Raw genomic sequence first — 24,300 nt, forward strand, 5'->3', positions numbered from 1 at the left:
CCACGCCGGAGGCCCGCCCGCTTCAGGCGGGCTGGGCCTCCGGCTGCGGCGTCCGCGGGGAAGGAACGGACGGGGAAAAGTCCTCGGTGCCCTGCGGCCACAGCGGCCAGGGACTGTTGACGGCGGTGATCTGCGGGATCACCAGTTGCCACAGCCCGGTCTGCTCCTCGTGGACGTCGACGTCGGCCGACAGATGACGGGTGCTGACGGCGTAGGCCATGGACGCGACGGCGTGCACGCCGAGGCCGGACGCGAGACCGCTCTCCCGCTCCGCCTCCCGCGCGATGTCGTGCAGTTCCGCGCGCCAGAGCGCGGAGAGCCGCGGCTCGCGTTCGGCGTGCAGCTCCCTGTCGAGCTTCTCGCACGCCCTGATCACCTCGTCCTGCGACCGCTGGTGAGCGATGAGGTGGGTGAGGTCGATCAGGTTCTGGAGCGCGGGCAGGTCCCTGGAGCGCAGTTCCCGGATGCGGGTGCTCGCCCTCTTCACCGCAAGGGACTGTACGGCGTCGGCCAGATCGGCCTTGTTGGCGAAGTGGAAGGACAGGGCTCCCTTGCTGACCGCGGCGAGACTGCTGACCTGGAAGAGCGTCGTGCACTCGTAGCCGACGCCGTCGAACAGGGAGGCCGCCGCCAGCACCAGGGCGCTCTTCGTTCGCTCCGCGCGCTCTTGCCTCATCTGTACGCCCTCTCGTCGGGCCCGCCCTTCCGACGGGCCGCTCGGACAAAGAATCCCGGTGATCGAGCAGTTGCAGCGAGGATAAACATACAGGACGCCTCGTTTCTTTCGCGGGCCATGAAGCACCCCTGCGGCGGGTCGGGGGTATTCCAGGGGCCGCTGCTAACCCTGAGGCGTGAGATGTGACCGATACCACTCGGCGGCGTGCGCGAGGCGCGCCAGCGGGCCGGGCCCAGGCGCTGTGCCGCACCGCTGCCAGACGGCGTCGCCGCGGTACCAGTGGTCCCGCGCGAGCAGCGAGAACTGGCGCTCGCTGACGGGCGATCCGCTCTCCTTCAGCCGGACGAGGGACTCCTCCCACGTCAGATCGCGGGGCGGCGCGGGCAGGACCTTCCCGTCCGCGAGGGTGTCCAGGAGGTCGCGGGTGCGCACCGGTTCGGGGTGGACGGCGTGCTGGACGCCCGTCGCGGAGGCGCCGAGCGCCGCGGCGGCGACGAGACGGCCCAGGTCCTCGACGGCGATCAGGGAGATGAGGCCGCGCCCGGCATCCCAGTACCCGGGCACGTCCCGCAGCAGGCGGGCCAGCGCGGGCACGACCCAGCGGTCGCCCGCGCCCGTGACCAGGCCGGCACGCAGCACGAGGGCACCGGCGCGCAGCGCGTGGGCCTCCCCCTCCAGCCTGGTGCGGCTCGCGGGCGAGACGGGGCGGCGGGGCACCTCGTCCACGTCGGGCCCGCTGTGCGGCCCCGGGCCGTAGACGGCGGTGGTGGAGAGGTGCACGACGCGGCGGACGCCCGAGGCGCGCGCCTCGGCCATCAGCGCTGCGGTACCCAGGACGTTGACCCGATGGCACTCCTCCTCGTCGGAGCCGATGTGGGAGGCCAGATGGACGAGGACATCGGTCCCCGCGCACACGCCGGTCAGCGACTCGGGCCTGGCCAGGTCGGCCGGGACGGGCTCCACTCCGGCCGGCAGCGGCCGGGCGCCACGGGTGAGGGCACGGACGCGGGGCGGCTCGGGGAGGTCGAGGAGGGTGCGCAGGGCGGTCGAGCCGATGAAGCCGCTCGCCCCGGTGAGCAGGATCCGGCCGGTCATACGGCCGCCGTGAACTGGTCGGCGTCGACGGTCATCTCGGCCTGCACATGGGGCGGGACGAAGCCGCCCATGCAGTACCGCCAGAAGGAGACGAGGCGCTCGGGCAGGTCGGCACGGCGCGAGGCCGACTGGCTGAAGAGCTGGATGCCGGTGTAGATGCCGACCAGCAGCTCGGCCAGTTCTTCCACGTCCACGTGCTCCCGCAGCTCGCCGCGCGCCGCGGCGGCGGAGAGCTGACCCTTGAACTCGTCAACCCACATCTGGTACGGGGTCGGGTCATGGATGCCGATCAGCTCCTGATCGACGGCGAGGCGGACGCCGACGCGCAGCAGCATGTTGGTCTGGAGTTCCTGGGCCAGCAGCAGCGTGGTGTCGATGAGCCGCTGAAGACCGTCCTCACCCGGGGGCAGGGAGAAGTGGTTCTTCTGGGCGTTCATCACCTCGTGGGCGAGATCCAGCTTGGTGCGGAAGTGGAAGGTCAGCGCTCCCTGCGTGACCCCGGCGCGCTGGTGGATCTTGGCGATCGTCGCGCCGGAGTAGCCGTCGCGGTCGAAGACCTCGGCCGCCGCTTCCAGGATCATCTGCCGTGTCTCGATGGCCCTTTGCTGCATGGGTTTGTTGCCTGACTGCCCCATCTGTCCTCGCAAATCAAAACGACTGTCCGCTACGTTTGGCGGATCTTCCGACAGCAAGTCTGGCCCCGTCGACGCGAAGGACGCCTCATGCCTGCCACTACCGTCGTGCCCGGACTATCGCAGAACTCTACGTACTCCCAGGCTGTGGAGCGCGCGGTGGTCCACAAGTCCGCGGTCAGCGAAGTGCTGCCGACCGGCTGGCGCCGAACCGGCGAGGCGGATTTCGAGGTGTGGGCCCAGTGGCCGCGCGACCACGGATACTGGCGTACCCGGGACGGACGGCAGGATCCGATGCTCATGGTGGAGACGGCCCGCCAGATCCTCCCGCTCCTGTCCCACGCCGCCTACGGCATGCCGCACGGGCACCAGCTCGTCTGGAAGACCTTCAGCTTCGAGACCTCGGCGCACTTCCTGCGGGTCACCGACCGCCCCGCCGAGATCACCGTGCGGATCGCCGCGGCGCAGGGCCCGAAGGCCGGGAGCCGCTTCCGGGGCGCGGCGCTGGAGATGGTCGTGGAGCACGAGGGGGAGATCGTGGGCACGGTCTCCACGGTCTACACCGCCCACCCCGCCGAGATCTACCGGCGGCTGCGCGGACCCAGCGCGTCCCCCGAGGAGGCGATGAGCAGGGCACGCGCCGTCCCTCTTCCGCCTGCACTTTCCCCCGCGAGCGCCGGGCGGGAACTCGCCCGCGAAGTCGTCCTCTCACCGGGCCTCGCGGGCTCGGGGCCGTGGCAGCTACGGGTGGACACCACCAGTCCCTGGCTGTTCGACCACCCGGTGGACCACGCGCCCGGGATGCTGCTGATGGAGGCGGCCCGGCAGGGCGCCCACGCGGCGGCCCTCCCGCGCGAGACCGTCCTGACGGGCATCGACGTCACCTTCATCCGGTACGTCGAGCTGGACAAGCCCTGCTGGATCGAGATCGCGGCGCCCGTGGCGGAGGGCTGCGACACCTTCCGGGTGTCCGTGAGCCAGGACGGCCAGGAGGCGCTGTCCGGGACCGTACGGGTGGCTGACGCGCCGGACGCTTCGGCGTCGTAGGGAGTGGTACGGGGCCGGCCCTGCACGCGCCGGGCCCGGCCCCGTACCGCCGCGCCGGTACACCGGCGTACGGGGTCAGCTTTCGCAGTAGTCCACGTGGGACAGGTTCTTGACGTAGCGGGCCGCGACATAGCCGGGCTTCGGGCCTCCCAGGAGGTACCAGAGGTTGTTGCCGTCGACGTTCTGGCCTCTGACCTTGCAGTACAGGGCGACGACCGTGCCCGGCTTCAGGCCGCCGAGGTAGGCGGAGCGGGTGGTCGGCTTCTCACGGATGTTCAGCGTGATGCGCGAGACCACCTTGCCCTGCGGCAGTGCGGAAGCGGTCCCGGCCTCCTTGGCCGACGTGCTCCCCCGCGCGGCGGAGGCGGAGGCCGGGGCGGCGTCCGAGGCGAGGGCCGGGGTGGCCGCCAGGAGAGCGGAGCCGGTCAGCACGAGGCCAGCGACCCCGGCCGTGACGCGACGCTTGAGACGAAACGTAGTCATGTTTCCCCTTTTTCTTTCTTTATGAGCGTTGCACGCCTTATGACATGTCGAGCAGGGGAAAGGTTGCCCAAAGAAGGGTCCTTCCGCGCGCGTCCCGTACGCGCTTACCCGGAACGGACCCTCGGCCGGGACATACTGACGGCCATGCGTGTGGCACTGATGACCGCGGGTTCGCGAGGCGACGTCGCTCCCTACACCGGCCTCGCCCACCGTCTGGCCGCCGGCGGGCACAGCGTCACCGTGGTCACGCACGCCTCGTTCGCGAAGCTGGTGACCGCCTCGGGAGCCGCCTTCCACCCGCTACCCGTCGATCCGCGAGCCGAGCTGGAGTCCGCGCGCGGGCGGGGACTGCACCGCAGCCGCACCGGCGCCGGAAAGCTGGCGCGGGTGATCGGGCTGGCGCAGGCCGTGGTGGGGCGGATGGCGGACGGTCTGGTGGAGTCCGCGCGGCACAGCGACGCGCTGCTGCTGTCGGCCTCCCTCGCGCCGCTGGGCCACGCCGTCGCGCAGGAGCTGGGGCTGCCGAGCATGGGGGTCTATCTCCAGCCGCTCGCCCCCACCCGCGCGTTCGCGCCGCCGGTCACCGGAACCCGCTCCTGGGGAGGCCCGGCGAACCTCCTGGCCGGGCACGCGGTGAACCACGCCGTCGACCGCGTCTTCGCCGATGCCACGCGGACCGCCGTACGGGAACTGCTCAGCGACGCCCGTGGACGCGGTGCCCATGGACACGGACGTGCCGCCGTGCGGACCGGGCACCGGGCGCGAGAGCGCCAGAGCTGGCGCGTGCACCACGGGTTCAGCCCGCTGGTCGTGCCGCGGCCCGGCGACTGGCGCGCCGGACTGACCGTCGACGGCTACTGGTGGCCCCACGATCCGCCCGAGGCCCGGCTTCCCGACCGGCTGCTGGCCTTCCTGGACGCGGGCCCGCCGCCCGTCTTCGTCGGTCTCGGCAGCGCGACGGTGCCCGACCCGGCGCGGCTGAGCGCGCTGCTGGTACGGGCGCTGCGCGCGGCCGGGCTGCGGGGCGTGGTGCAGCGCGGGTGGGGCGGGCTGCGGGCCGAGGGCACGGGCGACGGAGACCACTGGGGCGAGGGGGGCGGGGGCGAGGACATGCTGACCGTCGACGAGGTGCCCCACTCGCTGCTGTTCCCCCGCATGGCCGCCGTGGTCCATCACGCGGGCGCCGGTACGACGGCCGCGGGGCTGCGTGCCGGTGTCCCCGCCGTGCCCGTGCCCATCCAGTTCGACGAGGCGTTCTGGGCCTCCCGCCTCACCGCGCTCGGCGTCTCACCGTGCGCGGTCCCGCTGCGCCGCCTGGACGAACGGGCCCTGACGGCCGCGCTGGTGGAGGCCACGAGGCGCCCGCCCTACCGCGAGCGGGCCGCCGAGGTGGCCGCCAGGCTGCGCGCCGAGGACGGCGCGGGCGCGGTCCTCGCCTCGGTGGACGGGCTCGCGAAGGGCTGAGGAGCGGGTGGCCGGATGAAGCGGAATCCTGCCGGTGTGCGTGCGCGGCACACGGGAGTGGTCCATACCAAGACCTTGACAGAGGGTTAGTTCACTTCTTAAATCACGCTGTGAAGTAACCCCGTCCGCACCGGTTCGGCGCCACCCCCACAGCATTTCCGTCCCGTGTACCGGAAGGGAGAGTCATGAACTCCCCGCGCTCAGCACGGCGTCTGCTCCTCACTCTGCTGTCCGTCGTCCTCGTCGCCCCCGTCCTCGCCGCGCCCGCGAGCGCCAGCCCGGCCGGGGTGCCGGAACCGTCCGCAGGTGGCGAAGCCGTCCCCCTCGCCGAGACGTTCACGGAGAACTTCGACGGTGCCGCGGGCTCCGCCGTCGACTCCTCCCGGTGGCAGATCGAGACCGGCGACAACGTCAACAACCACGAGCGCCAGTACTACACGGCGGGCAACCGCAACGCCGCGCTCGACGGCCAGGGCAACCTCGTCATCACCGCGCGCCGGGAGAACCCGGAGAACTACCAGTGCTGGTACGGCAGATGCGAGTACACCTCGGCGAGGCTCAACACCTCGGGCAAGTTCACCACGCAGTACGGGCACGTCGAGAGCCGCATGAAGGTGCCGAGGGGCCAGGGCATGTGGCCCGCCTTCTGGATGCTGGGCAGCGACATCGGGCAGGTCGGATGGCCCAACTCGGGTGAGATCGACATCATGGAGAACGTCGGCTTCGAGCCCTCCACCGTGCACGGCACCCTGCACGGCCCCGGGTACTCCGGCTCCGGCGGCATCGGCGCGGGTTACACGCTGGCGGGCGGCCAGCAGTTCGCCGACGCCTTCCACACCTTCGCCATCGACTGGTCGCCCGACGCCATCACCTGGTCCGTCGACGGGAACGTCTACCAGCGCCGCACCCCCGCCGATCTCGGCGGCAGAGCCTGGGTGTTCAACAAGCCGTTCTTCCTGATCCTCAACCTGGCCGTGGGCGGCTACTGGCCGGGCGACCCGGACGGCAGCACCACCTTCCCGCAGCAGCTCGTCGTCGACTACGTACGCGTCAGCACCGGCAACGGCGGCTCGGGCTCCGGCGGGCCCATCACCGGCATCGGCGGCAAGTGCCTGGACGTGGCGGGCGCGAACTCCGCCAACGGCACCCCCGTGCAGCTCTACGACTGCAACGGCACCGACGCACAGCGCTGGAGCAAGGGCAGCGACGGTTCCCTGCGCGCCCTCGGCAAGTGCCTGGACGTCACCAGCGCGGGGACAGCCAACGGCACGGCCGTGCAACTGTGGGAGTGCAACGGCACGGCGGCACAGCGCTGGACCGTCACGGCGGCACGCGACATCGTCAACCCGCAGGCCGACAAGTGCCTCGACGCGCGCGACGGCAGCACGGCCAACGGCACCCGTACCCAGATCTGGACCTGCACCGGCGCCGCGCAGCAGAAGTGGACGGTGAGCGGCTGACACCCGCGCGGGCGCGCACCACGGCACGGCGGGCCCGTGAACCGGTCACCCCTCGCGCGCGCCGCGACGGCCGTCGCGCCACCGCTCGGCCGTGACGCGGTACAGCACATGGCGGCGCAGCGGGTCGTCCGCCGGCAGGCGGGGGTGGTCGAACGTGCCCCGCGGGTCGTGCGTCATCCCCAGCCGCTCCATGACGGCGACGGAGCGGCGGTTGTCCGCGGCGGTGAAGGAGACCACCTCCGTCAGGCCCAGCCCGTCGAAGGCGAAGTCGAGCGCGGCCGTGGCGGCCTCCGTCGCGTAGCCGTGGCCCCATGCGGAGCGGGCGAGCCGCCAGCCGACCTCGACGGCAGGCGTGAAGGACGCCTCGAAGGCGGGCCGCGACAGCCCCGTGAACCCGACGAAGGCCCCCGTCGCCACCACTTCGACGGCCCACAGCCCCCAGCCCTGCTCCTCGATCAGCCCGGCGACACGGGCGGCGAGCGCGTCACTGGCCGCCCGGTCCAGGGGCGCGGGGAAGTGCGCGGTCACCTCGGGGTCGGCGTTCAGCTCGGCGAACGGTGCCAGGTCATCGGGGCGCCAGGGGCGCAGCAGGAGGCGGGGAGTACGGAGTCCGGCCTGCGGTGCGCCGGACGGGGTGGATGCGTCGGGCAAGGGTGCCTCCTGGGGGCGCTGCGGGCGTGTCCACCGTAGGGCGCCGACCGGCCCGGCGCGGGCTCCGGCACGGGCTCCAGGGCCGGGGCCGAAGGCTGATCATGAACATGTAGGCTCCCCTCCGGAACGCGCCGTCCGGCGCATACGAACGACGCACACGAACGAACGGAAATCGGGGGAACAGCCGCATGGCGATGCGTAAGGCCACGATGAAAGAGCAGGTCTCGGCGGCGATAGCCGAGGCCGCGCCGGGCGACCGGGCACTGGTGACCGTCACCTGCCTCACCGGACCCACTCCCTGGCTCACCGGCGCACTGGGGCTGATCGGGCAGCTCATGGTGAAGTACTACTTCGTCACGCTCACCGACCAGGCCGTCGTCCTCCACCGGATGCACCGGTTCAGCCAGCGTCCGCAGGAGGTCTCGTACGTGATCCCGCGCGACCAGGCCCCGGCGACGGTCTCGCAGGTCGGGCTCAACCCGCTCTGGAGCTCCTTCCACATGGCGCTCCCCGGGACCACGAACCCCATCCGCCTGAACGTGCACCGGATGTGGCGCGGCGAGCTGGAGCAGTTCCTGTCCGCGATCGGCGCCGCGCCGCAACAGCAGGGCTACGCGCCGCAGGCCGCACCCCAGCAGCAGGGCTACGCACCCCAGGCCGCACCGCAGGCCCCGCCCCAGTACGGCGGCCACCCGCAGCCCGACCCCCGGCACCTGCTCCAGGGGCAGGGTCAGGGTCAGGCCCAGTACGGCAACCCGGCGCCCCAGCAGCAGGGCCAGGGCCAGCCCGCTCCGTACGGCTACGCGCAGACACCCCCGCAGCAGGGCAACGGCAACCCGTACGGCGGCTGACCCGACGCTGACGGGCACCGGACACGCCCGGAACGGTCCCGCCTCCGGCCACCGAGCCGGAACCGGAGGCGGGAGCCGGTTCGTTGGGCCCGTATGACCGACACACCCGTCCGCTGGGGCATTCTCGCCACCGGGCCCATGGCCGCCGCCTTCACCGAGGATCTGCTCGCCGAGCCCGACGCCGAGGTGACCGCCGTGGGCTCCCGCTCCGACGCGTCGGCGCGGCGCTTCGCCGAGCGCTTCGGCATCCCCCGTGCCCATGGCACCTGGAAGGAGCTGGCCGGCGATCCCCAGGTGGACGTCGTCTACGTCGCCACCCCGCACGCGCACCATCTCGCCGCCGCCACCGTCTGCCTGGAGGAGGGCAAGGCGGTGCTGTGCGAGAAGCCGATGGCCCTCAACAGGGCCGAGGCCGCCGCGATGGCCGCGCTGGCCGAGCGGCGGTCGGTGTTCCTCATGGAGGCCATGTGGACGTATCTGCACCCCACCGTCCGCCGGGTCCGGCAGCTCGTGGACGAGGGCGCCATCGGCGAGGTCAGGTCGCTGCACGCCGACTTCGGGGCGCGCGCTCCCGCCGATCCCGGGCACAGGCTGCGCGATCCGGCGGCGGGCGGCGGCGCGCTGCTGGACCTCGGCACCTACCCCGTCGCGCTCGCGCATCTGCTGCTGGGTCCGCCCGACGAGGTGACGGCGTGGTCGCATCTGACACCGGACGGCGTGGACGAGAGCACCGGCGCTGTCCTGGGGTACGAGGGCGGGGCGATGGCCGTGCTGTCCTGCTCGATCGCCGCGGACAGCGCCCGTAGCGCCGTCGTCCACGGCACCGAGGGGCGCATCGACATCCCCTCGGACTTCTTCAACCCGAGGGGCTTCGTCCTGACCCGCGAGGGCCGTGAGCCCGAGTCCTTCCCCGAGCCGCCCCGGAGCGGCAACGGCTACGGGCACCAGATACGCGAGGTGACCCGGTGTCTGCGCGAGGGTGCGACGGGGTCCTCGCTGGTGCCGATGGCGGGGACGCTGGAGGTCATGGGCACCCTGGACAGGATCCGCTCGCTCACCGGGGTGCGCTACCCCGGCGAGGAGGTGCGCCGCCCCGGCGCGTGAACGCGTATGGGGTGGGGCCGTCGCGGACGTGTCCGCGGCGGCCCCACCCCACCAGACCTGACACAGGGTCAGCTCACCGGATCGGCCGTCCCCGGCAGGGCGTTGGCGCGTGCCACCCCCGCGTACCAACCCGCGCTGGCCTTCGGGATGCGCTTGCCCGTCGGGTAGTCGACGTAGACGGCTCCGAAGCGCTTGCTGTAGCCGTAGCCCCACTCGAAGTTGTCCAGCAGGGACCACAGGAAGTAGCCGCGGACGTCCACGCCCGCCTCGATCGCGCGGTGGACGGCGTCGAGGTGGCCGTGCAGATAGGCGATGCGGTCGGGGTCGCGGACCTCGCCCGCCGGGTCGACGTAGTCGTCGAAAGCGGCGCCGTTCTCGGTGATCATGAGCGGCAGACCGGGGAAGTCGTCCCCGAGCCGGATCAGCAGATCGTGCAGCCCGCTGGGGTCGACCGCCCAGCCCATGGCCGTCGTCGAGCCGGGGGGCCGGTGGAAGGAGACGTTGTCGGCGCCGGGCCAGGGGCTGTGGGCGCTGTTGCCGTGCCCGTCCGAGGTGTGGGCGCCCTCCCCCGTCGAGGCGGAGACCAGGGTGGGTGTGTAGTAGTTGACGCCCAGGAAGTCCAGCGGCCTGCGGGTGCGCGCCAGGTCGCCGTCGCGCACGAACGACCAGTCCGTCAGCCGCTCGGTGTCGCGCAGCAGATCGGCCGGGTAGGCGCCCTTGAGGAGCGGCCCTGTGAAGACGCGGTTGGCCAGCGCGTCGATGCGGCGCGCCGCGTCGACGTCCTCCGGCGATTCGGTGAGCGGGCGCACGTGGTGGACGTTGAGCGTGATCGACACCTGCGCGTCGGGGGACAGTTCCCCGCGCAGCGCCTCCGCTCCCCACTGGTGCGCGAGGTTGAGGTGGTGTGCGGCACGCAGCGCGGCGACAGGGTCGGTGCGTCCGGGCGCGTGGACGCCGGAGGCGTAGCCCAGGAAGGCGCTGCACCAGGGCTCATTGAGGGTGGTCCAGGTCTTCACCCGGTCGCCCAGCGCCCGCGCCGCGAGTTCCGCGTACTCGGCGAAGCGCTCGGCGGTCGCCCGCTCGGGCCAGCCGCCCGCGTCCTCCAGCTCCTGCGGCAGGTCCCAGTGGTAGAGCGTGGCCACGGGCTTGATGCCCTTCTCCAGCAGCTCGTCGACCAGTTGACGGTAGAAGTCGAGCCCCTTCTGCACCGCGGGCCCGCGCCCCGTCGGCTGGACGCGCGGCCAGGACAGGGAGAAGCGGTAGGCGCCGACCCCCATGTCGGCCATGATCGCGACGTCCTCGCGCCAGCGGTGGTAGTGATCGGTGGCGACGTCGCCGGTGTCCCCGTTGCGCACCTTGCCCGGGGTGCGCGCGTAGGTGTCCCAGATGGACGGGGTCCGCCCGTCCAGCGCGGCTGCGCCCTCGATCTGGTACGCGGCGGTGGCCGTCCCCCAGGTGAAGCCGGGCGGGAAGACGCGGGGCTCCGCGCTCGCGGGGCTCGCGGCGGTCTCGGGGCCGGGGGCCGAACGTCGGGTCGCTGTGGTCACGAAGGTCCTTCCGGGTGGGGAGCGATGAGGAATCGCGGTACGGGGTTGGTACGGGGTGGTACTGGGTGGTACTGGGTGGTGCGGAGAGGTACGCGGAGGTACGGAGAGGCGCCGAGGGACGGCATGGGAGGAGCGGCGGCGCGGGGTCAGCCCTTGACCGCGCCCTGCATGATGCCGCCGACGATCTGGCGGCCGAAGACGACGAACAGGGCCAGCAGCGGCAGCGTGCCCAGGAGTGCGCCCGCCATGATCAGCGACTGGTCCCGCACATAGCCCGCGCTGAGCTGGGTCAGGGCGACGGGCACCGTCGGGTTGGTCATGTCCAGCACGATGAACGGCCAGAAGAAGTCGTTCCAGGCGTGCACGAACGTGATCATGAACAGGACGGCCATCGCGGGCCGCGCCACGGGGAGCACGATGCTCCAGAAGATGCGCAGCGAGTGCGCCCCGTCCACCCGGCCCGCCTCGACGAGTTCGTCGGGCAGCGCCTCCGAGAGGTACTGCCGCATGAAGAACACGCCGACCGCGCTCACCAGCGTCGGGAAGATGACCGCGGGCAGCCGCTGCCCCCAGCCCAGCTCGGTCATCATCATGAACAGCGGGACGACACCGAGCTGCGGCGGCACCATCATCGTGCCGATGACGAGCATCAGCAGGATGTTGCGCCCCTTGAAGCGCAGCTTGGCGAAGGCGAAGCCCGCCAGGGTGGCGAACAGCACCGTGGACAGCGCGATGACGCCCGCGACGATGAGGCTGTTGGCCATGGCCTTGCCCAGCGCCGCGTCCTGCCACGCCTTGCCGAGGTTGTCGAGCAGGTGCGGGCCCGGCAGGAACGGCGGCGGCGTCTGGGTGACCCGGGTGTTGTCGCTGGATGCGGCGACCATCGTCCAGTACAGCGGGAAGAGCGAGACGACGGCGGCCAGGCCGAGCAGTACGTAGGCGAGCGGCCCGGCGTGGTGCTGCCGCCCGGCGCCCGTCCGCAGCGAGCGCCGCCTTCGCCGCGCCCCTGGCGCGGTGTCCGTCTCGGCGGGGACGGGGGTGCGGGCTTCCGTCCGTGCCGGAAGGCTGTCTGTGGTCATGACGTGCTGCTCCTGGTCGACGTACGGGACGCGAGGCGCTTGACGACGCGCTGGAGGACGAAGACGAGGATCAGCAGGAGGAACATGGCCCAGGCGACGGTGGCGGCCCGGCCCATCTGGTAGTTCTTCCAGCCCTCCTCGTACAGCAGCAGTCCGAGGGTCTGGTACTGGTTGTCAGCACCCCCGGTGATGCCGTTGGGGCCCTGTCCGAAGATCAGCGGCTCACCGAAGAGCTGGGTGGCGCCGATGGTCGACAGCACGATCGTGAAGAGGACCGTGGAGCGGATGCCGGGGACGGTGACCTTGGTGAACTGCTGCCAGCGCGAGGCGCCGTCGATGGCCGCCGCCTCGTACCGGTCGCGCGGGATGGCCTGCATGGCGGCCAGGTAGAGCAGCGCGTTGTAGCCGGTCCAGCGCCAGATCACGATCGAGGAGATGGCGATCTGCGCGGCCCACTTGTTGTTCTCCCAGTCGAGGCTTTCGACGCCGAAGAGGCCGAGCACCCAGTTGATCATGCCGAAGTCGCGCTCGAAGAGCATGGTGAAGACGAGCGCCGCCGCGCCGACCGAGGTCGCGTACGGCGTCAGCGCCGCGACCCGGAAGAACACCGAGCCGCGCAGCTTGTAGTTGAGCAGATGCGCGAGCCCCAGCGCCATCAGCAGCTGCGGGACGGTGGAGATCACACCGATGGTGATCGTGTTGAGCAGCGCGTTCCAGAACCGCGCGTCGGCCCACAGGGCCGTGTAGTTGTCGAAGCCCACCCACTCCATGAGGTTCATCGAGGCCAGCTCGACGCGGTGCAGGGAGATCCAGGAGGTGTAGATCAGCGGATAGAAGCTGAAGGCCGCGAAGACGACGAAGAACGGCGCGACGAAGGCGTAAGGCGCCGCGCGCACGTCGAGACGGTGCAGCAGCGCGCGCCGGCGTTGGCGGGGGCGGCCCTGGCGGTCGTGACCGGGGCCGCCGGGCACCGGTACGGCGCCCGGCTCCTCGGCGGACCCGCCGGTCCGGGGTACGGGGGTGGAGGTGGCCACCGGAAGGCATCCTTCCTGAAAGCTCTGCGGAGAAGGGACGGGACGAAGCGGAACGGGTGGACGGGGCGGGCGGGGGGCGCCCGCCCCGGAGGACGGACGCCCGCCCGGGGCCCGGCGGCCGGCCGGTACGGGGCTCTGCGGCCCGCCCGTACCGGCGAGGAGCGGCCGCCGGGCGGTGCGGCGGATGGCCGTGGGCCGTGGGCCTTGGCCGTGACCCGGCGCGTCCCGGTGAGCCCCGAAGGGTCAGCGACGGGTCGGCCCGGTCAGCCCGCGGCCTTCTTGATGCGGCCGTCCGTGGTGTCCCACGCCTTGTCGGGGTCCTCGTTCTTCGACTCGATGAGCTGGAGGCCCTGCGAGAAGATGTCCTTGATCGTGCCGTCCTTGCGGCCCAGGACCTGCTTGTCGGGGATCTCCGTGGCGGCGGCGCCGAAGATCTCACCGATCGGCGCGTCGCTGAAGTACTCGGACTTCGCCCCCGACACGGCGGGCGCCTTCAGCGCCTCCTCCGAGGACGGGAAGTTGCCGAGCTTCTTGAACAGGTACTCCTGCTGCTCGGGCGCGGTGAGCCAGGCGACGAGCTTCTTCGCCTCCTTCTTGACGGGGCTGGCCTCCGTGACACCGAGGAAGGAGCCGCCCCAGTTGGCGCCCTGCGGGGCCTTCGCCACGTCCCACTTGCCCTTGTTCTTCTCGCCCGCCTTCTCGCTGATGTGGGCGAGCATCCAGGCGGGGCAGACGGTCGTGGCGAAGGTGCCGTTGGCCAGACCGGGGTCCCAGCCGGGCTGGAACTGGCGGAGCTTGGCCGTCAGACCGGAGGTGGCCACCTTCGAGGCGAGCTTCCAGGCGTCCTTGACCACGGGGTTCTTCTGGTAGATCAGCTCCCCGTCCTCGTCGTAGAACTGCTTGGAGTTGCCGTAGATCATCGCGTTGAACAGCCCGCTGGAGCTGTCCGTGAACGCGACGTCGTCGTCCTTGGAGCCCTTCTTGAAGTCCTCGCCGACCTCGGCGTACTTCGCCCAGTCGCCCTCCCACAGCTTCGCGACCTCGTCGCGGTCCGTGGGCAGGCCCGCCTGCTCGAAGAGGTCCTTGCGGTAGCAGACCGCCATCGGGCCGATGTCCGTGCCGAGGCCGACGACCTTGCCGTCCGAGCCGGTGACCTGGTTGAGCTTCCAGGGCAGGAAGTGGTCCTTGCCGGGGGTCTTGGAGAGGTCGACGAACTTGTCCGACTGGGTGTCGACGATGTCCTTGGCCCGCAGGACCTCGATGCCCTGGATGTCCTTGAGCCCGCTTCCGGCGGCCAGGTGGGTCTGGAGCGCGGTGTAGTACGTCTGCTCGTCCCCCGCCACCTCGGCCTTGATCTCGATGTTCGGGTGCTCCTTCATGTACCGGTCCAGCAGGCCGGTCTCCTTGAAGCCCATCACGCCGAACAGGCCCATGGTGATGGTCGTCTTGCCGTCCTTGACTCCCCCGCCCGTGTTGCCGCCGCCGCTGCTGCCACCGCAGCCCGCGATCAGTCCGAGCGCGGCAACGGCCGAGACCGTGGCCGTAATTCTTGTACGCCTTAGCGTGCGAGCCCTGCCCATTTCGTCCTCCCCAGCGGCGGCCCCGACGCACCGGAGTACGCGCCTGTCGGTCCGCTCCGCGGCTCAAGTCTGCGATGGGAACGTTCCCAACTCAGGGTGGGAACGTTCCCATCAAGTGACCCGAAGACTGGCCGCCCCGCTATGGCTCTGTCAAGAAGTTGAAACCAACGGATTTCGGGAGCGTGTCCCGTGTCCCGGGGCTCCGACGCCCTCCGCCACCCCTCCCCCGCCCCTCGCGCACCGCTCGGCGCGGCGGTCCTTCTGGCACAATGCGCTGGCGAGCGGGCCAGAGCGGCAGGCGGGACGAGGGAGGAAGCCATGGGGGCGAGCCGGCGGCCGACCATCAAGACCGTGGCCGCGCGTGCCGGTGTCGGCCGCACCACGGTCTCCCGTGTCATCAACGGATCGACACTCGTGAGCGACGAGGCGCGGGCCGCCGTTCTGGCCGCCATCGCCGAGCTGAACTACGTACCCGACTCCGTAGCCCGCGGACTGGTGACCCGCAGGACCAACTCCGTCGCACTCGTGATCCCGGAGTCGGAGAGCAGGCTGGGTTCCGAGCCGTACTTCTCCGCCGTCATCCGCGGCGTGAGCACGGCGCTCATGGACACCAGGACCCAGCTCCAGCTCATGCTCGTACGCGACCAGGGCGAACAGGACCGGCTCACCGAGTCCGTCGCCGAGCGACGCGTCGACGGGGTGCTGCTGGTGTCGGTGCACGAGCGCGACACGCTGCCGGGACTGCTGGAGGACATGGGGCTGCCCACCGTGCTCGCGGGGCGCCGCTCCCCCGACGAGTCACTGAGCCATGTGCACTCCGACAACCTCGGCGGCGCCGCCGAGGCGGTGCGGCACCTCCTGGCACGGGGGCGCCGCACGATCGCCACGGTCACGGGCCCGCTCGACATGGACGTGGGCCGAGGGCGGTTCCAGGGCTGGCGGGAAGCGCTCGCGGAGGCGGGCCGCGCGACGGACGAACACCTCGTGGCCACCGGAGACTTCACCGAGGAGGGTGGCCAGCGAGCGATGCGTTCGCTTCTTGAACGGGCCCCTGAGCTGGACGCCGTGTTCGTCGCGTCCGACGTGATGGCGGCGGGCGCGATGGCGGAGCTGCGCGCTCAGGGACGCCGCATCCCGGACGACGTGGCCGTGGTCGGCTTCGACGACTCGATCCTCGCCCGGCACACCAATCCGTCCCTGACGAGCGTGCGCCAGCCCGTCGAGGAGATCGGCAGCGGCATCGCGCGGATCCTCCTGGAAGAGATCGCCGATCCGGAGGCTTCGCGGCAGCACATTGTGCTGCCCACGGAACTGGTCGTCCGCGACTCGTCGTGAGTCTCCTGGCGGAGGCTGTCCGGAGACTGCCCGGCAGCGGGCCCGGGCGGGTCCGGCCGGGTCCGCCCGTGGCTCACTCGGCGGTCAGCCGGTCGCGCTCCACCGCCTCGTACAGTGCCCGGATGTTGGAGCTGCCGAAGCCGCGGGAGCCGCGGCGCTGTATCAGCTCGTAGAAGAGCGTGTTGCGCTCGTACGGTGAACGGCTGAACAGTTGCAGGAGGTCGCCCCACTCGTCGCGGTCCGCCAGCACCTGCGCCGAGCGCAGCATGCCGACCTCTGCCCGCATGCCCGGAAGCCGTTTCTCCAGGCTGTCGTAGTAGGTGTCCGGAACGGTCAGGAACTCCATGCCACGGTCCCTGTACTCGCGGACCGTCGGGATGATGTCCTCGACGAGGAACGCCAGGTGCTGCACACCCGGGCCGCCGTTCCGCTCCAGGAAGGCGTCGAGCTGGCCCGTCCCCTTGCCCGGGTCCGGCGCGACGAGGGTGAAGGTGACCCGGCCGGAGGAGCTGCGCATCACGACGGAGTCCATCGCGTGCGCGCCGACGTCCACGTACTCGGAGGAGTAGCAGGACATGCCGAAGGCATCGCGGTAGAAGTCGCCGTACTTGTCGAGCGTGGCACCTTCGAGGCATACCGCGATGTGGTCGAGCAACTGGATCCGGCCGGTGTGCGGGCCGCTCGGCGCGTCCTGTTCCGGCGCCTCCGGTCCCGGCGCCTCCGGTGCCGCTGCGTCCGGTAACGATGTGTCCTGTAACGATGCGTCCGGCAGTGTGGTCCAGTTGCGTCCGGGCGGCGGGCCCGCCGCCGGGCCGTGGTCGCGGGGCAGGAGGGTGTGTGTCGTGCCGCCGAAGGCGGAGACCGCCGGGTTGCCCTGGGCCAGGCCCATACGGCTCTGTCCTGGGCCCGTCACCGTGGCTCCGGCCGCCACCGCCGACCGCACGGCCTCTTCGACGTCGTCGCAGGTCAGGGCGATGTCGGCGATGCCGTCCCCATGTTCGCCGAGGAACCTCCACGTGGCCGGACCCGTGGTGACGGCGAGCTGCACCGTGCCCTGCCGCAGCAGCGCGGAGCTGTGGTCCACACCCACGGCCTCCGCCACCCGCGAGAACCCCATCGAGGAGACGAAGTAGTCGACGGCGGACTTCTTGTTGCTCGTGTAGAGCTCGACGTACGCGATGTCGTGCACAGTCATTGAGATTCTCCTGGACGGACGTATGACGAAGGTGGTGGCCGTCACCAGTGCCGTTCCTGTCGGCTGTGAAGGTGTCCGGCCCTGATTCCGTGATCCGCGCACCACATCATGAACTCGTCTATCTGCTCGGCCTCGTACGTGTCCTCGCGACGCGTCGCGGCCATGAGGTTTCCCGGCCAGGGCTCCTCGCCCACGGCGTAGACGTACGCCTCGCCGGCTCCCAGCTCTGTGGTGATCGTGGCCGCCTGTGCGGCGCTCAGACCCGTCGGCTTCCGCTTGCGCGGGTGGCTGCTCGGCCTCTCCCTGCCCGGCAGGTACAGCGGGGGGCGGTGGAGCGGGCTCGGCGGGGCGCTGTCGCGCTCCATTCCGAGGAAGGCGTAGTCGGCCGTGCCCAGGAGCTGCCGGACGCAGCGGTAGGGCGCGGGGTCGGTGCCCGACGAGTCCGTGCCGATGAACGCCGAGCGGCCGGCCAGCTCCACCCAGTACGTCGCCCCTTCGCCGAAGGCCGGGAGGCCGAGGCCCAGGGCGTCGGCGTCGGCGTCGGCGTCGGGATCCATGGCAGCGGGATCCTGGGCAGCGCGCTCTCCCAGGAACGGTGTGGCCACCACCCGGCCGCCGGGGAAGGGGAACTCGTCGTAGTCGTCGGCCTCGACCACCGGGAAGCCGAGCCGGCTGAGGTACAGCCCGGTGGAGGGGCCGTCCGGGTCCGCGCAGGGGCCCGGGGAGGCGCGGGACGTGCGGGAGGCGCGGGGCGCGACGATCGTGCCGATGCGACCGCGCAGTTGCAGAAGCGTCTCCAGCACGATGGGGTCCTGGTGCCCGTGGGTGACGAGCACGAGGTCGATGAAGTCGGGCAGGTCGTCCAGCGTGTAGTGGTCCTCGGTGCCGCCGTCCGCGCTGATGAAGGGATCCGTCACCACCGCGCCCTCGGGGGTCTGGAGCGCCAGGCAGGCGTGCCCGAAGTAGCGGATGCGTCCGCCGGCTTCGATGTGCCGGTGCGGCGAGGGGCCAGCGGACTCGCGGAGCAGCATGGCCAACTGCTCCGCCTGGGCGGCGTCGAGCCCGAGCGTCTCGCGCAGGCGGCCGAGCGCGTCCGGCGCCCGGGAGCCGCCCAGGCCGGACGATCCGCCGTACGGTTCCGGATTCCGCTTCGCCGTGACGTGTGTTGCGGCGTGCCTTGTGACGTACGTTTCCGGCGACCGCGCGCAGGATTCCAGCACGGGAGATTCCAGGAATACGGGATTCATCGCGTCGGCTATCCGTTCTCCCGCATGAGGCCGGGCGGAGAATGTTTCCCCTGACAGCCCGACGGGCGCCTTCTGCTGGAGAAACATCAGCTCATCCACCATGTGCGCCCTCAATCTCCCAGAAGAGAAACAGAACAGAACCCGCACTTGACGGTTCGAGGACTCCGGCGCGACTTCCAGTCGCTGCCCTGGACTTGTAGCGCTCGTGCTCCGCACTATGGCATGCGGCACTTCGGAAGAACAAGACCGCACTGATGTGTTCAACTGCCGCGACACGCACTTGAACGCCCGCCGCCATTCCATAGGGCTCGAAACGGCGGTGAGCCGGACGCCTTGGCGGCGGCCGGCTCATCGCTTCACACGCGGGGCCCGCCCCGCGTCACTCAGTCCTCGATCCAGCCGTGGCTCTCGCTGAACTTCATCAGCTCATGCCGGAGCTGGAGGATCTGCTCCGCCGTCAGGGAAGGCCCCGTCTTCAGCAGAAGCTCGGTGATATCCCTGGTGTACTCCTCGGCGGTGAGGACGTCACACATCGGATACTCGCCGTCCGCCGCCGTTCTGGCCGAATCCGGTCCTCGGCCCCCGGCCGAGGAGGAACCCGGTGCCGCCTGGGCGGCTCGCCCGGCGGCGGGCGCGGACGGCGCTTCGGCCGTCTGCGAGAGCTTGATGTGCGATGCCCGCTGTCCCCGATCACCGTCCTCGACCTCGAATTCGACCGCCAGTCCCGAACGGAGATATTCCTCGGGGATCAGCAGATCGTTCACATGCAGGAAGATGTCCTCTCCCCCGTCATCGGGAGCAATGAACCCGTAGCCCCGCATGCTGTCGAACCGCACCACACGCCCAGAAGCCATACACCACACCCCCAACACACCCGGGCCCTTTGCCCGACCACACAGGGATCGTAGCTCTTCACCCGCCCGGCCAGCGAGGGGGGTCCCGCGTTCCGCACGTCGATGTACTACCGGTAACTCGGTACCGGAACATCGACGTCCACCAAAAGGATCTTTTCGCGTTCTTTACCGCGTCCTTCCGCTCGGTTGACATCACAACAGACCCCGCTAGCATCGAAGGTCACATGCGTTGGTGCAAAGCAATCGATGCAAAGCAACCATACGCTGCGGGGGCTTGCGGGGGCTTGCGAATCGGTCGGCCGGCTGAGGAATCCACTCGATACTGATGCGTATCCGCTGGGGAAAACGACCACTCTTCCGGTGTATGCACAGCGTATCCCTTCCCATCTCTCATCCGGCGCGTTCACACCCCTTTGCGCCGCCGTTGCGGATATAGAAGGGATTTTCCGCGCTGGTTTCGCAGGGGTCGCACTCCTGCACCGCTACACCACAGGGGGATGGTGTGAACATTTTGCACCCAGGATCGAACACGGCACGCATTGGCCCGACAAACGACCCGGCAATCGAATCGGCAGATACGGGCAGCGGGGAGATCCGTCTGCGGGGGGAATTCACGCATCTCCCCATATCGCTTCTGCAGTTCGGTGACTCGCCCCGCTCTGCGGGGCAGGACAAGAAATACACGGAGCAGCTCGCGGAGAGCGAGACGCCGCTTCCGCCGATCCTGGTGAACCGGCGGAGCATGCAGGTCGTCGACGGCGTGCATCGCGTTCTCGCCGCCATCCTCAAGGGGCGGGAGACGATCGGGGCCGTACTCGTCGACGTCTCACGGGACGACGCCTTCCTGCTCGCCGTGGAATCCAACACCCAGCACGGCCTGCCCCTGTCACAGGCGGACCGGAGAGCGGCCGCGACGCGGCTCATCGCCTCCCACTCCCACATGTCGGACCGGGCCATCGCGCGCGCTTCCGGCCTCGGGGCGAAGAGTGTGGCGGCCATCCGGCGTTCAAATGCCTCCGAGCCGCAGTTGAACGCCCGTATCGGCAAGGACGGAAGGGTCAGGCCGGTTGACCGCGCGGCAGGCCGGCGGCGGGCGGCAGAGGTGATCGCCCAGAATCCGACGGCATCCCTGCGGGAAGTGGCGCGGCTGGCCGGGATCTCACCGGCGACGGCGAGCGACGTGCGCAGGCGCGTCCTCGCGGGCGAGAGCGTCGTCGCCGAGCCGGCGCAGCCGCCCGCCGCTCCTCCTCCGGAGCCGCCGGCAGAGCCGCCCCCGCTCACGGAGCAGCTCTCGGAGCCCAAGCCCCGGCACAGCTGGGCGCGGAGACCGCGGGAGAAATCGGCCTCCCTGCTGGAGCCGCTGGTGCACGACCCCTCCGTCCGCAACTCGGAGATGGGGCGACGGCTGTTGCGCGTGATGCAGTTCAACGTCATCGGGATACACAGGTGGTTCGAGCTGGCCGAGGCCGTACCACCGCACTGCGACGCCTTGGTCATCGCGCTGGCGCGGCAGAACGCGGACACCTGGCTGGAGTTCGCGCAGGCGCTGGACGAGCGGGCCCCCGCGCCGCGCCGACGCCGGCTCGCCGCGCATCACGAGGGCCGGGCGGCTCCGGCCACGTGAGGGACGAGGCGTCATTCTGTCAAGCGGTGTGGCACTGGACAGCGCATAACCGACGTGTGACATTGGTGCTACCCCCTGCGAAATGACCGTCGCCGCCCGCACGCGAGGTGATTTCATTGCAGCAGCCCGACTCCATCAACGGGTCTGCCCCTGCCATCAAGGAACCGGACACCAGCACAACGGAATGGCCGGAAGAACACCATTTCGAGCTCGCGCAAGAGATCACGACCGTCGCGATATCGGCGCTGCACCTGGGGGAATCTCCGCGCACCGAGGGGCAGAATCAAGAACATATCATTCGCCTGGCGGAAACCGAAAGCCTGCTTCCTCCCATACTCGTCAACAGGTGCAATATGCAGGTGATCGACGGAGTGCATCGCGTCTTCGCCGCCATATTGCGCGGCGAGGAAAGAATACGCGCGGTGTTTTTCGACGGCAGCACGGAGGATGCCTTTCTGTGCGCTGTCCGGGCCAATATGGCCCATGGTCTTCCGTTGTCGCTCGCGGACCGTCGCGCCGCGGCCGAGCGGATCGTCGTCTCGCACGCCCGGATCTCGGACCGTGCGATCGCCCGGGCCACCGGCCTGGGCGCCAAGACCGTCGCGGCGCTCCGGCGCCGCCTGGACCTCTCCGGGCCGCATGTGCACGCACGGGTCGGCATGGATGGCAAGACCCGCCCGCTGAACAGCGCCGAGGGGCGGCTGCGGGCCGCCCAGGTGCTCACCGCGAACCCGCACGCCTCGCTGCGCGAGGTGTCCAGGCTTGCGGGGATATCGCCCGCGACAGTGCGGGACGTCAAGAGGCGGCTGGCGATCGGCGAGCCACCCGCAGGAGCCCTGGCCTCCGCTTCCGACGCTGAGGCCCACACCCACCCGTCGGACCCGGAACAGGACGGGCGGCCCCAGGCCCGCCGCCGTGCGGACCCGATGCAGCTCGACCCCGGTCACGCCCTGGAGAAGCTGCTGCGCGACCCTTCGCTGCGCCACAAGGAGATGGGCCGCGAGCTGCTGCGGCTCCTTCACCACAACGCGGTCGTCACGCAGGACTGGTCCGAGTTGCTGGCCGCCGTGCCGCAGCACTGCACGCGCACGACGGCCGATCTGGCGCGGCAGTACGCCGAGAGCTGGGTCAAGTTCGAGGAGCAGTTGCGCGCCTCCGACTGAGCCCGGTCCCGGGACCGGGACCGGGACCGGGCTCACCCCCGGCCCCGGTTCTGGTTCCGGTTGTGGCTCCGGCTCCGGCTCCGGTTCCGGCCGTCGGACGAGAAAGGGGGAAACGGGCCCCGCTGTCCAGAACCGCTCCGCTCCGGCGGCGGTCTGTTGACCGTGCGGTGTCCCGTTTCCTATCTTTGGGCGGATTCTTCGACGGTTCGTCCACAGGGGGAAGCGATGACATCGCAGTCGGAAGCGGAGACGTACAGCTTTCAGGCCGAGGCCGCCCAGATTCTGAACCTGATGGCGCATTCGCTCTACAGCAACAAGGAAATCTTTCTGCGCGAACTCGTCTCGAACGCCTCCGACGCGATCGACCGGCTGCGGTCCGAGCGGTACGCGCACCCCGAGTCGGTCGGCGCGGAACCGGAGCAGGAGGCGCGGATCCGGGTCGCGTTCGACAAGGACGCGGGGACGCTCACCATCGCCGACAACGGAATCGGCATGAGCCGTCAGGAAGTGATCGACAACATCGGCACCATCGCCCGCTCGGGCACGGCCGAATTCCTCCGGACGCTCACCGGGGACCAGCGCCGCGACGCCGAGCTGATCGGCCAGTTCGGCGTCGGCTTCTACTCGGCGTTCATCGTCGCCGAACGGGTCGTGCTGACCACGCGACGGGCCGGACTGCCCGCGTCCGAGGGCGTGCGCTGGTCCTCGGACGGCAAGGGCGAGTACGCGGTGGAGGCCGTCGAGCGCGCCGAGCGCGGCACCACGATCGTGCTGGAGCTGCGCGAGGGCGAGGACGAGCTGCTGAACGAGCACCGGCTGCGCTCGATCGTCCAGCGGTACTCGGACCACATCAGCCAGCCGATCGTCATGGGGCAGGACGAAGCCCCGGTCAACCAGGCTTCGGCGCTGTGGGCGCGGCCCAAGAGCGAGCTGAGCGAGCAGGACTACCACTCCTACTACCGGCACCTCACCAACGACTACACCGACCCGCTCGCCTATGTGCACACGAAGGTCGAGGGCCGGTACGAGTACACGATGCTGCTGTACGTGCCCTCTCGTGCTCCGCACGATCTGTGGGTGCCGCAGGCGCGCCGGGGTGTGCGGCTGCACGTGCGGCGGGTCTTCATCCTCGAGGACACCGGGCAGTTGCTGCCCGGCTATCTGCGGTTCGTGCACGGGATCGTCGACTCCGCTGACCTGCCGCTGAACGTCTCCCGGGAGATCCTCCAGGGCAGCCAGGCCGTCGACCACATCCGGTCCAGCGCGGTCAAGAGGGTGCTGAAGCTGCTCAAGGAGCTGGCGGAGAAGGAGCCGGGCAAGTACGCCGACTTCTGGAAGCAGTTCGGCGGCGTGCTCAAGCAGGGCATCGCCGACGATCCCGCCCACCGGGAGGACCTCACCGAACTGCTGCGCTTCACCTCCACCCGTTCGGACACACAGGACGCCGATGTCTCGCTCGGCGACTACGTGGCCAGGATGAAGGAGGGCCAGGACAAGATCTACTACCTGCTCGCCCCCAGTTTGGCAGCCGCGGCGGCCAGCCCGCATCTGGAGGCGTTCCGTGCCAAGGGCATCGAGGTGCTGCTGCTGGGCGAAGCCGTGGACAACTTCGTCGTCTCCGGCTCGCTGCGCGAGTACCAGGGCAAGCGGCTCCAGTCCGTCGCGCAGGGCGCGCCCGACTTCGGCGAGCTGACGGACGAGGCCGAGAAGGAGGCCGCCGAGCAGGCGGACTCCGACTACGCCGCGCTCCTCGGCAAGCTCAAGGCGCATCTGGCGGGCAAGGCGTGGGACGTACGCGTGACGAACCGGCTGACCACCTCCCCCGCGTGCATCGTCGCCGACGGGGAGGAGACCGACTTCACCGTCGTGCAGCGCATGCGCGGCTCGGGCCTGCCGAACCAGCCGATCCTGGAGATCAACCCCCGCCACCCCCTGGTCGAGCGGCTCAACCGCGACCAGGAGGACCCGCGCGTGCGCGAGTGGGCACATGTCCTGTTCGACCAGTCCGTCCTCACCGCCGGTGCGCGGATCGAGGAACCGGCCACGTTCGTCACCCGGCTCAACGACCTGCTGACGGCCCTCACCGCGGACACCACGACCCGTACGGCGGACACCCCCGACTGATCCCTGCCTCTGCCCCTGTCCGTCGGCGTGCGGCCCCCGGTGGGGGCCGCGGGAA

At 70.6% G+C, this 24,300-nt stretch carries 21 protein-coding genes; 9 read left to right on the plus strand and 12 right to left on the minus strand.

The window, feature by feature from the left end:
• Positions 1 to 22: 22 nt before the first annotated feature.
• From ACYVOO_RS24185 to ACYVOO_RS24195, 3 genes are all read right to left on the minus strand, one after another.
• The gene (locus ACYVOO_RS24185; RefSeq protein WP_461017787.1) at positions 23 to 676 is read right to left on the minus strand and encodes a TetR family transcriptional regulator; all 654 of its coding nucleotides are present in this window, start codon (positions 674 to 676) and stop codon (positions 23 to 25) included.
• Positions 677 to 838: 162 nt separating this feature from the next.
• Positions 839 to 1,771: an NAD-dependent epimerase/dehydratase family protein gene (locus tag ACYVOO_RS24190; RefSeq protein ID WP_461017788.1), complete on the minus strand. Its 933-nt coding sequence runs from the start codon at positions 1,769 to 1,771 to the stop codon at positions 839 to 841.
• Positions 1,768 to 2,382 carry a ScbR family autoregulator-binding transcription factor gene (locus tag ACYVOO_RS24195; protein WP_461017789.1) on the minus strand — a complete coding sequence of 205 codons (615 nt, stop codon included), beginning with the start codon at positions 2,380 to 2,382 and terminating at the stop codon, positions 1,768 to 1,770. Before ACYVOO_RS24195 ends, ACYVOO_RS24190 begins: the two co-directional genes overlap by 4 nt.
• 180 nt (positions 2,383 to 2,562) lie before the next feature.
• Between ACYVOO_RS24195 and ACYVOO_RS24200 the strand changes: the two genes are divergently transcribed.
• Positions 2,563 to 3,450, plus strand: coding sequence for a ScbA/BarX family gamma-butyrolactone biosynthesis protein (locus ACYVOO_RS24200; protein WP_461017790.1), 888 nt, complete (start codon positions 2,563 to 2,565; stop codon positions 3,448 to 3,450).
• Positions 3,451 to 3,525: 75 nt separating this feature from the next.
• Here ACYVOO_RS24200 and ACYVOO_RS24205 read toward each other — a convergent pair whose 3' ends face one another.
• Positions 3,526 to 3,933: an SH3 domain-containing protein gene (locus ACYVOO_RS24205; RefSeq protein ID WP_461017791.1), complete on the minus strand. Its 408-nt coding sequence runs from the start codon at positions 3,931 to 3,933 to the stop codon at positions 3,526 to 3,528.
• Between the two features lie 144 nt (positions 3,934 to 4,077).
• Here ACYVOO_RS24205 and ACYVOO_RS24210 point away from each other — a divergent pair, with 144 nt between their 5' ends.
• Both ACYVOO_RS24210 and ACYVOO_RS24215 read left to right on the plus strand, forming a co-directional pair.
• A complete protein-coding gene (locus tag ACYVOO_RS24210) occupies positions 4,078 to 5,397 on the plus strand; it encodes a glycosyltransferase (protein WP_461017792.1) in 1,320 nt (439 codons plus the stop codon).
• Between the two features lie 185 nt (positions 5,398 to 5,582).
• Positions 5,583 to 6,857 (plus strand): ricin-type beta-trefoil lectin domain protein, encoded by a 1,275-nt coding sequence (locus tag ACYVOO_RS24215; RefSeq protein WP_461017793.1) that lies wholly within the window; start codon positions 5,583 to 5,585, stop codon positions 6,855 to 6,857.
• 45 nt (positions 6,858 to 6,902) lie between these two features.
• Here the strand turns inward: ACYVOO_RS24215 and ACYVOO_RS24220 are convergent, their stop codons facing one another.
• Positions 6,903 to 7,508, minus strand: a complete 606-nt coding sequence (locus ACYVOO_RS24220; RefSeq protein WP_461017794.1) for a GNAT family N-acetyltransferase — start codon at positions 7,506 to 7,508, stop codon at positions 6,903 to 6,905.
• A 188-nt stretch (positions 7,509 to 7,696) separates the two neighbouring features.
• Between ACYVOO_RS24220 and ACYVOO_RS24225 the strand changes: the two genes are divergently transcribed.
• The gene (locus ACYVOO_RS24225; RefSeq protein WP_461017795.1) at positions 7,697 to 8,359 is read left to right on the plus strand and encodes a hypothetical protein; all 663 of its coding nucleotides are present in this window, start codon (positions 7,697 to 7,699) and stop codon (positions 8,357 to 8,359) included.
• 93 nt (positions 8,360 to 8,452) lie between these two features.
• A complete protein-coding gene (locus ACYVOO_RS24230; protein ID WP_461017796.1) occupies positions 8,453 to 9,463 on the plus strand; it encodes a Gfo/Idh/MocA family protein in 1,011 nt (336 codons plus the stop codon).
• A 68-nt stretch (positions 9,464 to 9,531) separates the two neighbouring features.
• On the opposite strand, the gene ACYVOO_RS24235 is transcribed toward ACYVOO_RS24230, so the two are convergent.
• The 4 genes from ACYVOO_RS24235 to ACYVOO_RS24250 form a co-directional block, all read right to left on the minus strand.
• On the minus strand, positions 9,532 to 11,010 hold the full coding sequence (locus ACYVOO_RS24235; RefSeq protein WP_461017797.1) for a GH1 family beta-glucosidase: 1,479 nt from the start codon (positions 11,008 to 11,010) through the stop codon (positions 9,532 to 9,534).
• 146 nt (positions 11,011 to 11,156) lie between these two features.
• The gene (locus tag ACYVOO_RS24240) at positions 11,157 to 12,089 is read right to left on the minus strand and encodes a carbohydrate ABC transporter permease (RefSeq protein ID WP_453351227.1); all 933 of its coding nucleotides are present in this window, start codon (positions 12,087 to 12,089) and stop codon (positions 11,157 to 11,159) included.
• Positions 12,086 to 13,123 carry a carbohydrate ABC transporter permease gene (locus ACYVOO_RS24245; protein WP_461017798.1) on the minus strand — a complete coding sequence of 346 codons (1,038 nt, stop codon included), beginning with the start codon at positions 13,121 to 13,123 and terminating at the stop codon, positions 12,086 to 12,088. The genes ACYVOO_RS24240 and ACYVOO_RS24245 overlap by 4 nt, the downstream gene beginning before the upstream one ends.
• A gap of 263 nt (positions 13,124 to 13,386) precedes the next feature.
• The gene (locus ACYVOO_RS24250) at positions 13,387 to 14,703 is read right to left on the minus strand and encodes an ABC transporter substrate-binding protein (protein ID WP_461017799.1); all 1,317 of its coding nucleotides are present in this window, start codon (positions 14,701 to 14,703) and stop codon (positions 13,387 to 13,389) included.
• 318 nt (positions 14,704 to 15,021) lie between these two features.
• On the opposite strand from ACYVOO_RS24250, the gene ACYVOO_RS24255 reads away from it, so the two are divergent.
• Entirely contained in the window at positions 15,022 to 16,038 is a 1,017-nt protein-coding gene (locus tag ACYVOO_RS24255) for a LacI family DNA-binding transcriptional regulator (RefSeq protein ID WP_461017800.1), read from the plus strand.
• Positions 16,039 to 16,111: 73 nt separating this feature from the next.
• Here ACYVOO_RS24255 and ACYVOO_RS24260 read toward each other — a convergent pair whose 3' ends face one another.
• The 3 genes from ACYVOO_RS24260 to ACYVOO_RS24270 form a co-directional block, all read right to left on the minus strand.
• A complete protein-coding gene (locus tag ACYVOO_RS24260) occupies positions 16,112 to 17,233 on the minus strand; it encodes a VOC family protein (RefSeq protein WP_461017801.1) in 1,122 nt (373 codons plus the stop codon).
• Positions 17,234 to 17,274: 41 nt separating this feature from the next.
• Entirely contained in the window at positions 17,275 to 18,480 is a 1,206-nt protein-coding gene (locus tag ACYVOO_RS24265; protein WP_461017802.1) for an MBL fold metallo-hydrolase, read from the minus strand.
• A 383-nt stretch (positions 18,481 to 18,863) separates the two neighbouring features.
• The gene (locus tag ACYVOO_RS24270; RefSeq protein ID WP_461017803.1) at positions 18,864 to 19,334 is read right to left on the minus strand and encodes a cold-shock protein; all 471 of its coding nucleotides are present in this window, start codon (positions 19,332 to 19,334) and stop codon (positions 18,864 to 18,866) included.
• A 742-nt stretch (positions 19,335 to 20,076) separates the two neighbouring features.
• Here ACYVOO_RS24270 and ACYVOO_RS24275 point away from each other — a divergent pair.
• From ACYVOO_RS24275 to htpG, 3 genes are all read left to right on the plus strand, one after another.
• Positions 20,077 to 20,958, plus strand: a complete 882-nt coding sequence (locus ACYVOO_RS24275) for a transcriptional regulator (RefSeq protein ID WP_461017804.1) — start codon at positions 20,077 to 20,079, stop codon at positions 20,956 to 20,958.
• A 116-nt stretch (positions 20,959 to 21,074) separates the two neighbouring features.
• A complete protein-coding gene (locus ACYVOO_RS24280) occupies positions 21,075 to 22,121 on the plus strand; it encodes a transcriptional regulator (protein ID WP_461017805.1) in 1,047 nt (348 codons plus the stop codon).
• Positions 22,122 to 22,346: 225 nt separating this feature from the next.
• Positions 22,347 to 24,245, plus strand: a complete 1,899-nt coding sequence (gene htpG / locus ACYVOO_RS24285; protein ID WP_461017806.1) for a molecular chaperone HtpG — start codon at positions 22,347 to 22,349, stop codon at positions 24,243 to 24,245.
• The last annotated feature ends 55 nt before the right edge of the window (positions 24,246 to 24,300 follow it).

The sequence above is a fragment of the Streptomyces daliensis genome (genome assembly GCF_054782395.1).

What these genes read in the sequence shown, in the direction of transcription:
- ACYVOO_RS24275 (WP_461017804.1), top strand. Translation starts at nt 20,077, where the DNA reads ATGCAGGTCGTCGACGGCGTGCATCGCGTTCTCGCCGCCATCCTCAAG.
- ACYVOO_RS24255 (WP_461017800.1), top strand. Translation starts at nt 15,022, where the DNA reads ATGGGGGCGAGCCGGCGGCCGACCATCAAGACCGTGGCCGCGCGTGCC.
- ACYVOO_RS24210 (WP_461017792.1), top strand. Translation starts at nt 4,078, where the DNA reads ATGCGTGTGGCACTGATGACCGCGGGTTCGCGAGGCGACGTCGCTCCC.
- htpG (WP_461017806.1), top strand. Translation starts at nt 22,347, where the DNA reads ATGACATCGCAGTCGGAAGCGGAGACGTACAGCTTTCAGGCCGAGGCC.
- ACYVOO_RS24270 (WP_461017803.1), bottom strand. Translation starts at nt 19,334, where the DNA reads ATGGCTTCTGGGCGTGTGGTGCGGTTCGACAGCATGCGGGGCTACGGG.
- ACYVOO_RS24225 (WP_461017795.1), top strand. Translation starts at nt 7,697, where the DNA reads ATGGCGATGCGTAAGGCCACGATGAAAGAGCAGGTCTCGGCGGCGATA.
- ACYVOO_RS24205 (WP_461017791.1), bottom strand. Translation starts at nt 3,933, where the DNA reads ATGACTACGTTTCGTCTCAAGCGTCGCGTCACGGCCGGGGTCGCTGGC.
- ACYVOO_RS24185 (WP_461017787.1), bottom strand. Translation starts at nt 676, where the DNA reads ATGAGGCAAGAGCGCGCGGAGCGAACGAAGAGCGCCCTGGTGCTGGCG.
- ACYVOO_RS24190 (WP_461017788.1), bottom strand. Translation starts at nt 1,771, where the DNA reads ATGACCGGCCGGATCCTGCTCACCGGGGCGAGCGGCTTCATCGGCTCG.
- ACYVOO_RS24260 (WP_461017801.1), bottom strand. Translation starts at nt 17,233, where the DNA reads ATGACTGTGCACGACATCGCGTACGTCGAGCTCTACACGAGCAACAAG.
- ACYVOO_RS24250 (WP_461017799.1), bottom strand. Translation starts at nt 14,703, where the DNA reads ATGGGCAGGGCTCGCACGCTAAGGCGTACAAGAATTACGGCCACGGTC.
- ACYVOO_RS24265 (WP_461017802.1), bottom strand. Translation starts at nt 18,480, where the DNA reads ATGAATCCCGTATTCCTGGAATCTCCCGTGCTGGAATCCTGCGCGCGG.
- ACYVOO_RS24240 (WP_453351227.1), bottom strand. Translation starts at nt 12,089, where the DNA reads ATGACCACAGACAGCCTTCCGGCACGGACGGAAGCCCGCACCCCCGTC.
- ACYVOO_RS24195 (WP_461017789.1), bottom strand. Translation starts at nt 2,382, where the DNA reads ATGCAGCAAAGGGCCATCGAGACACGGCAGATGATCCTGGAAGCGGCG.
- ACYVOO_RS24215 (WP_461017793.1), top strand. Translation starts at nt 5,583, where the DNA reads ATGAACTCCCCGCGCTCAGCACGGCGTCTGCTCCTCACTCTGCTGTCC.
- ACYVOO_RS24230 (WP_461017796.1), top strand. Translation starts at nt 8,453, where the DNA reads ATGACCGACACACCCGTCCGCTGGGGCATTCTCGCCACCGGGCCCATG.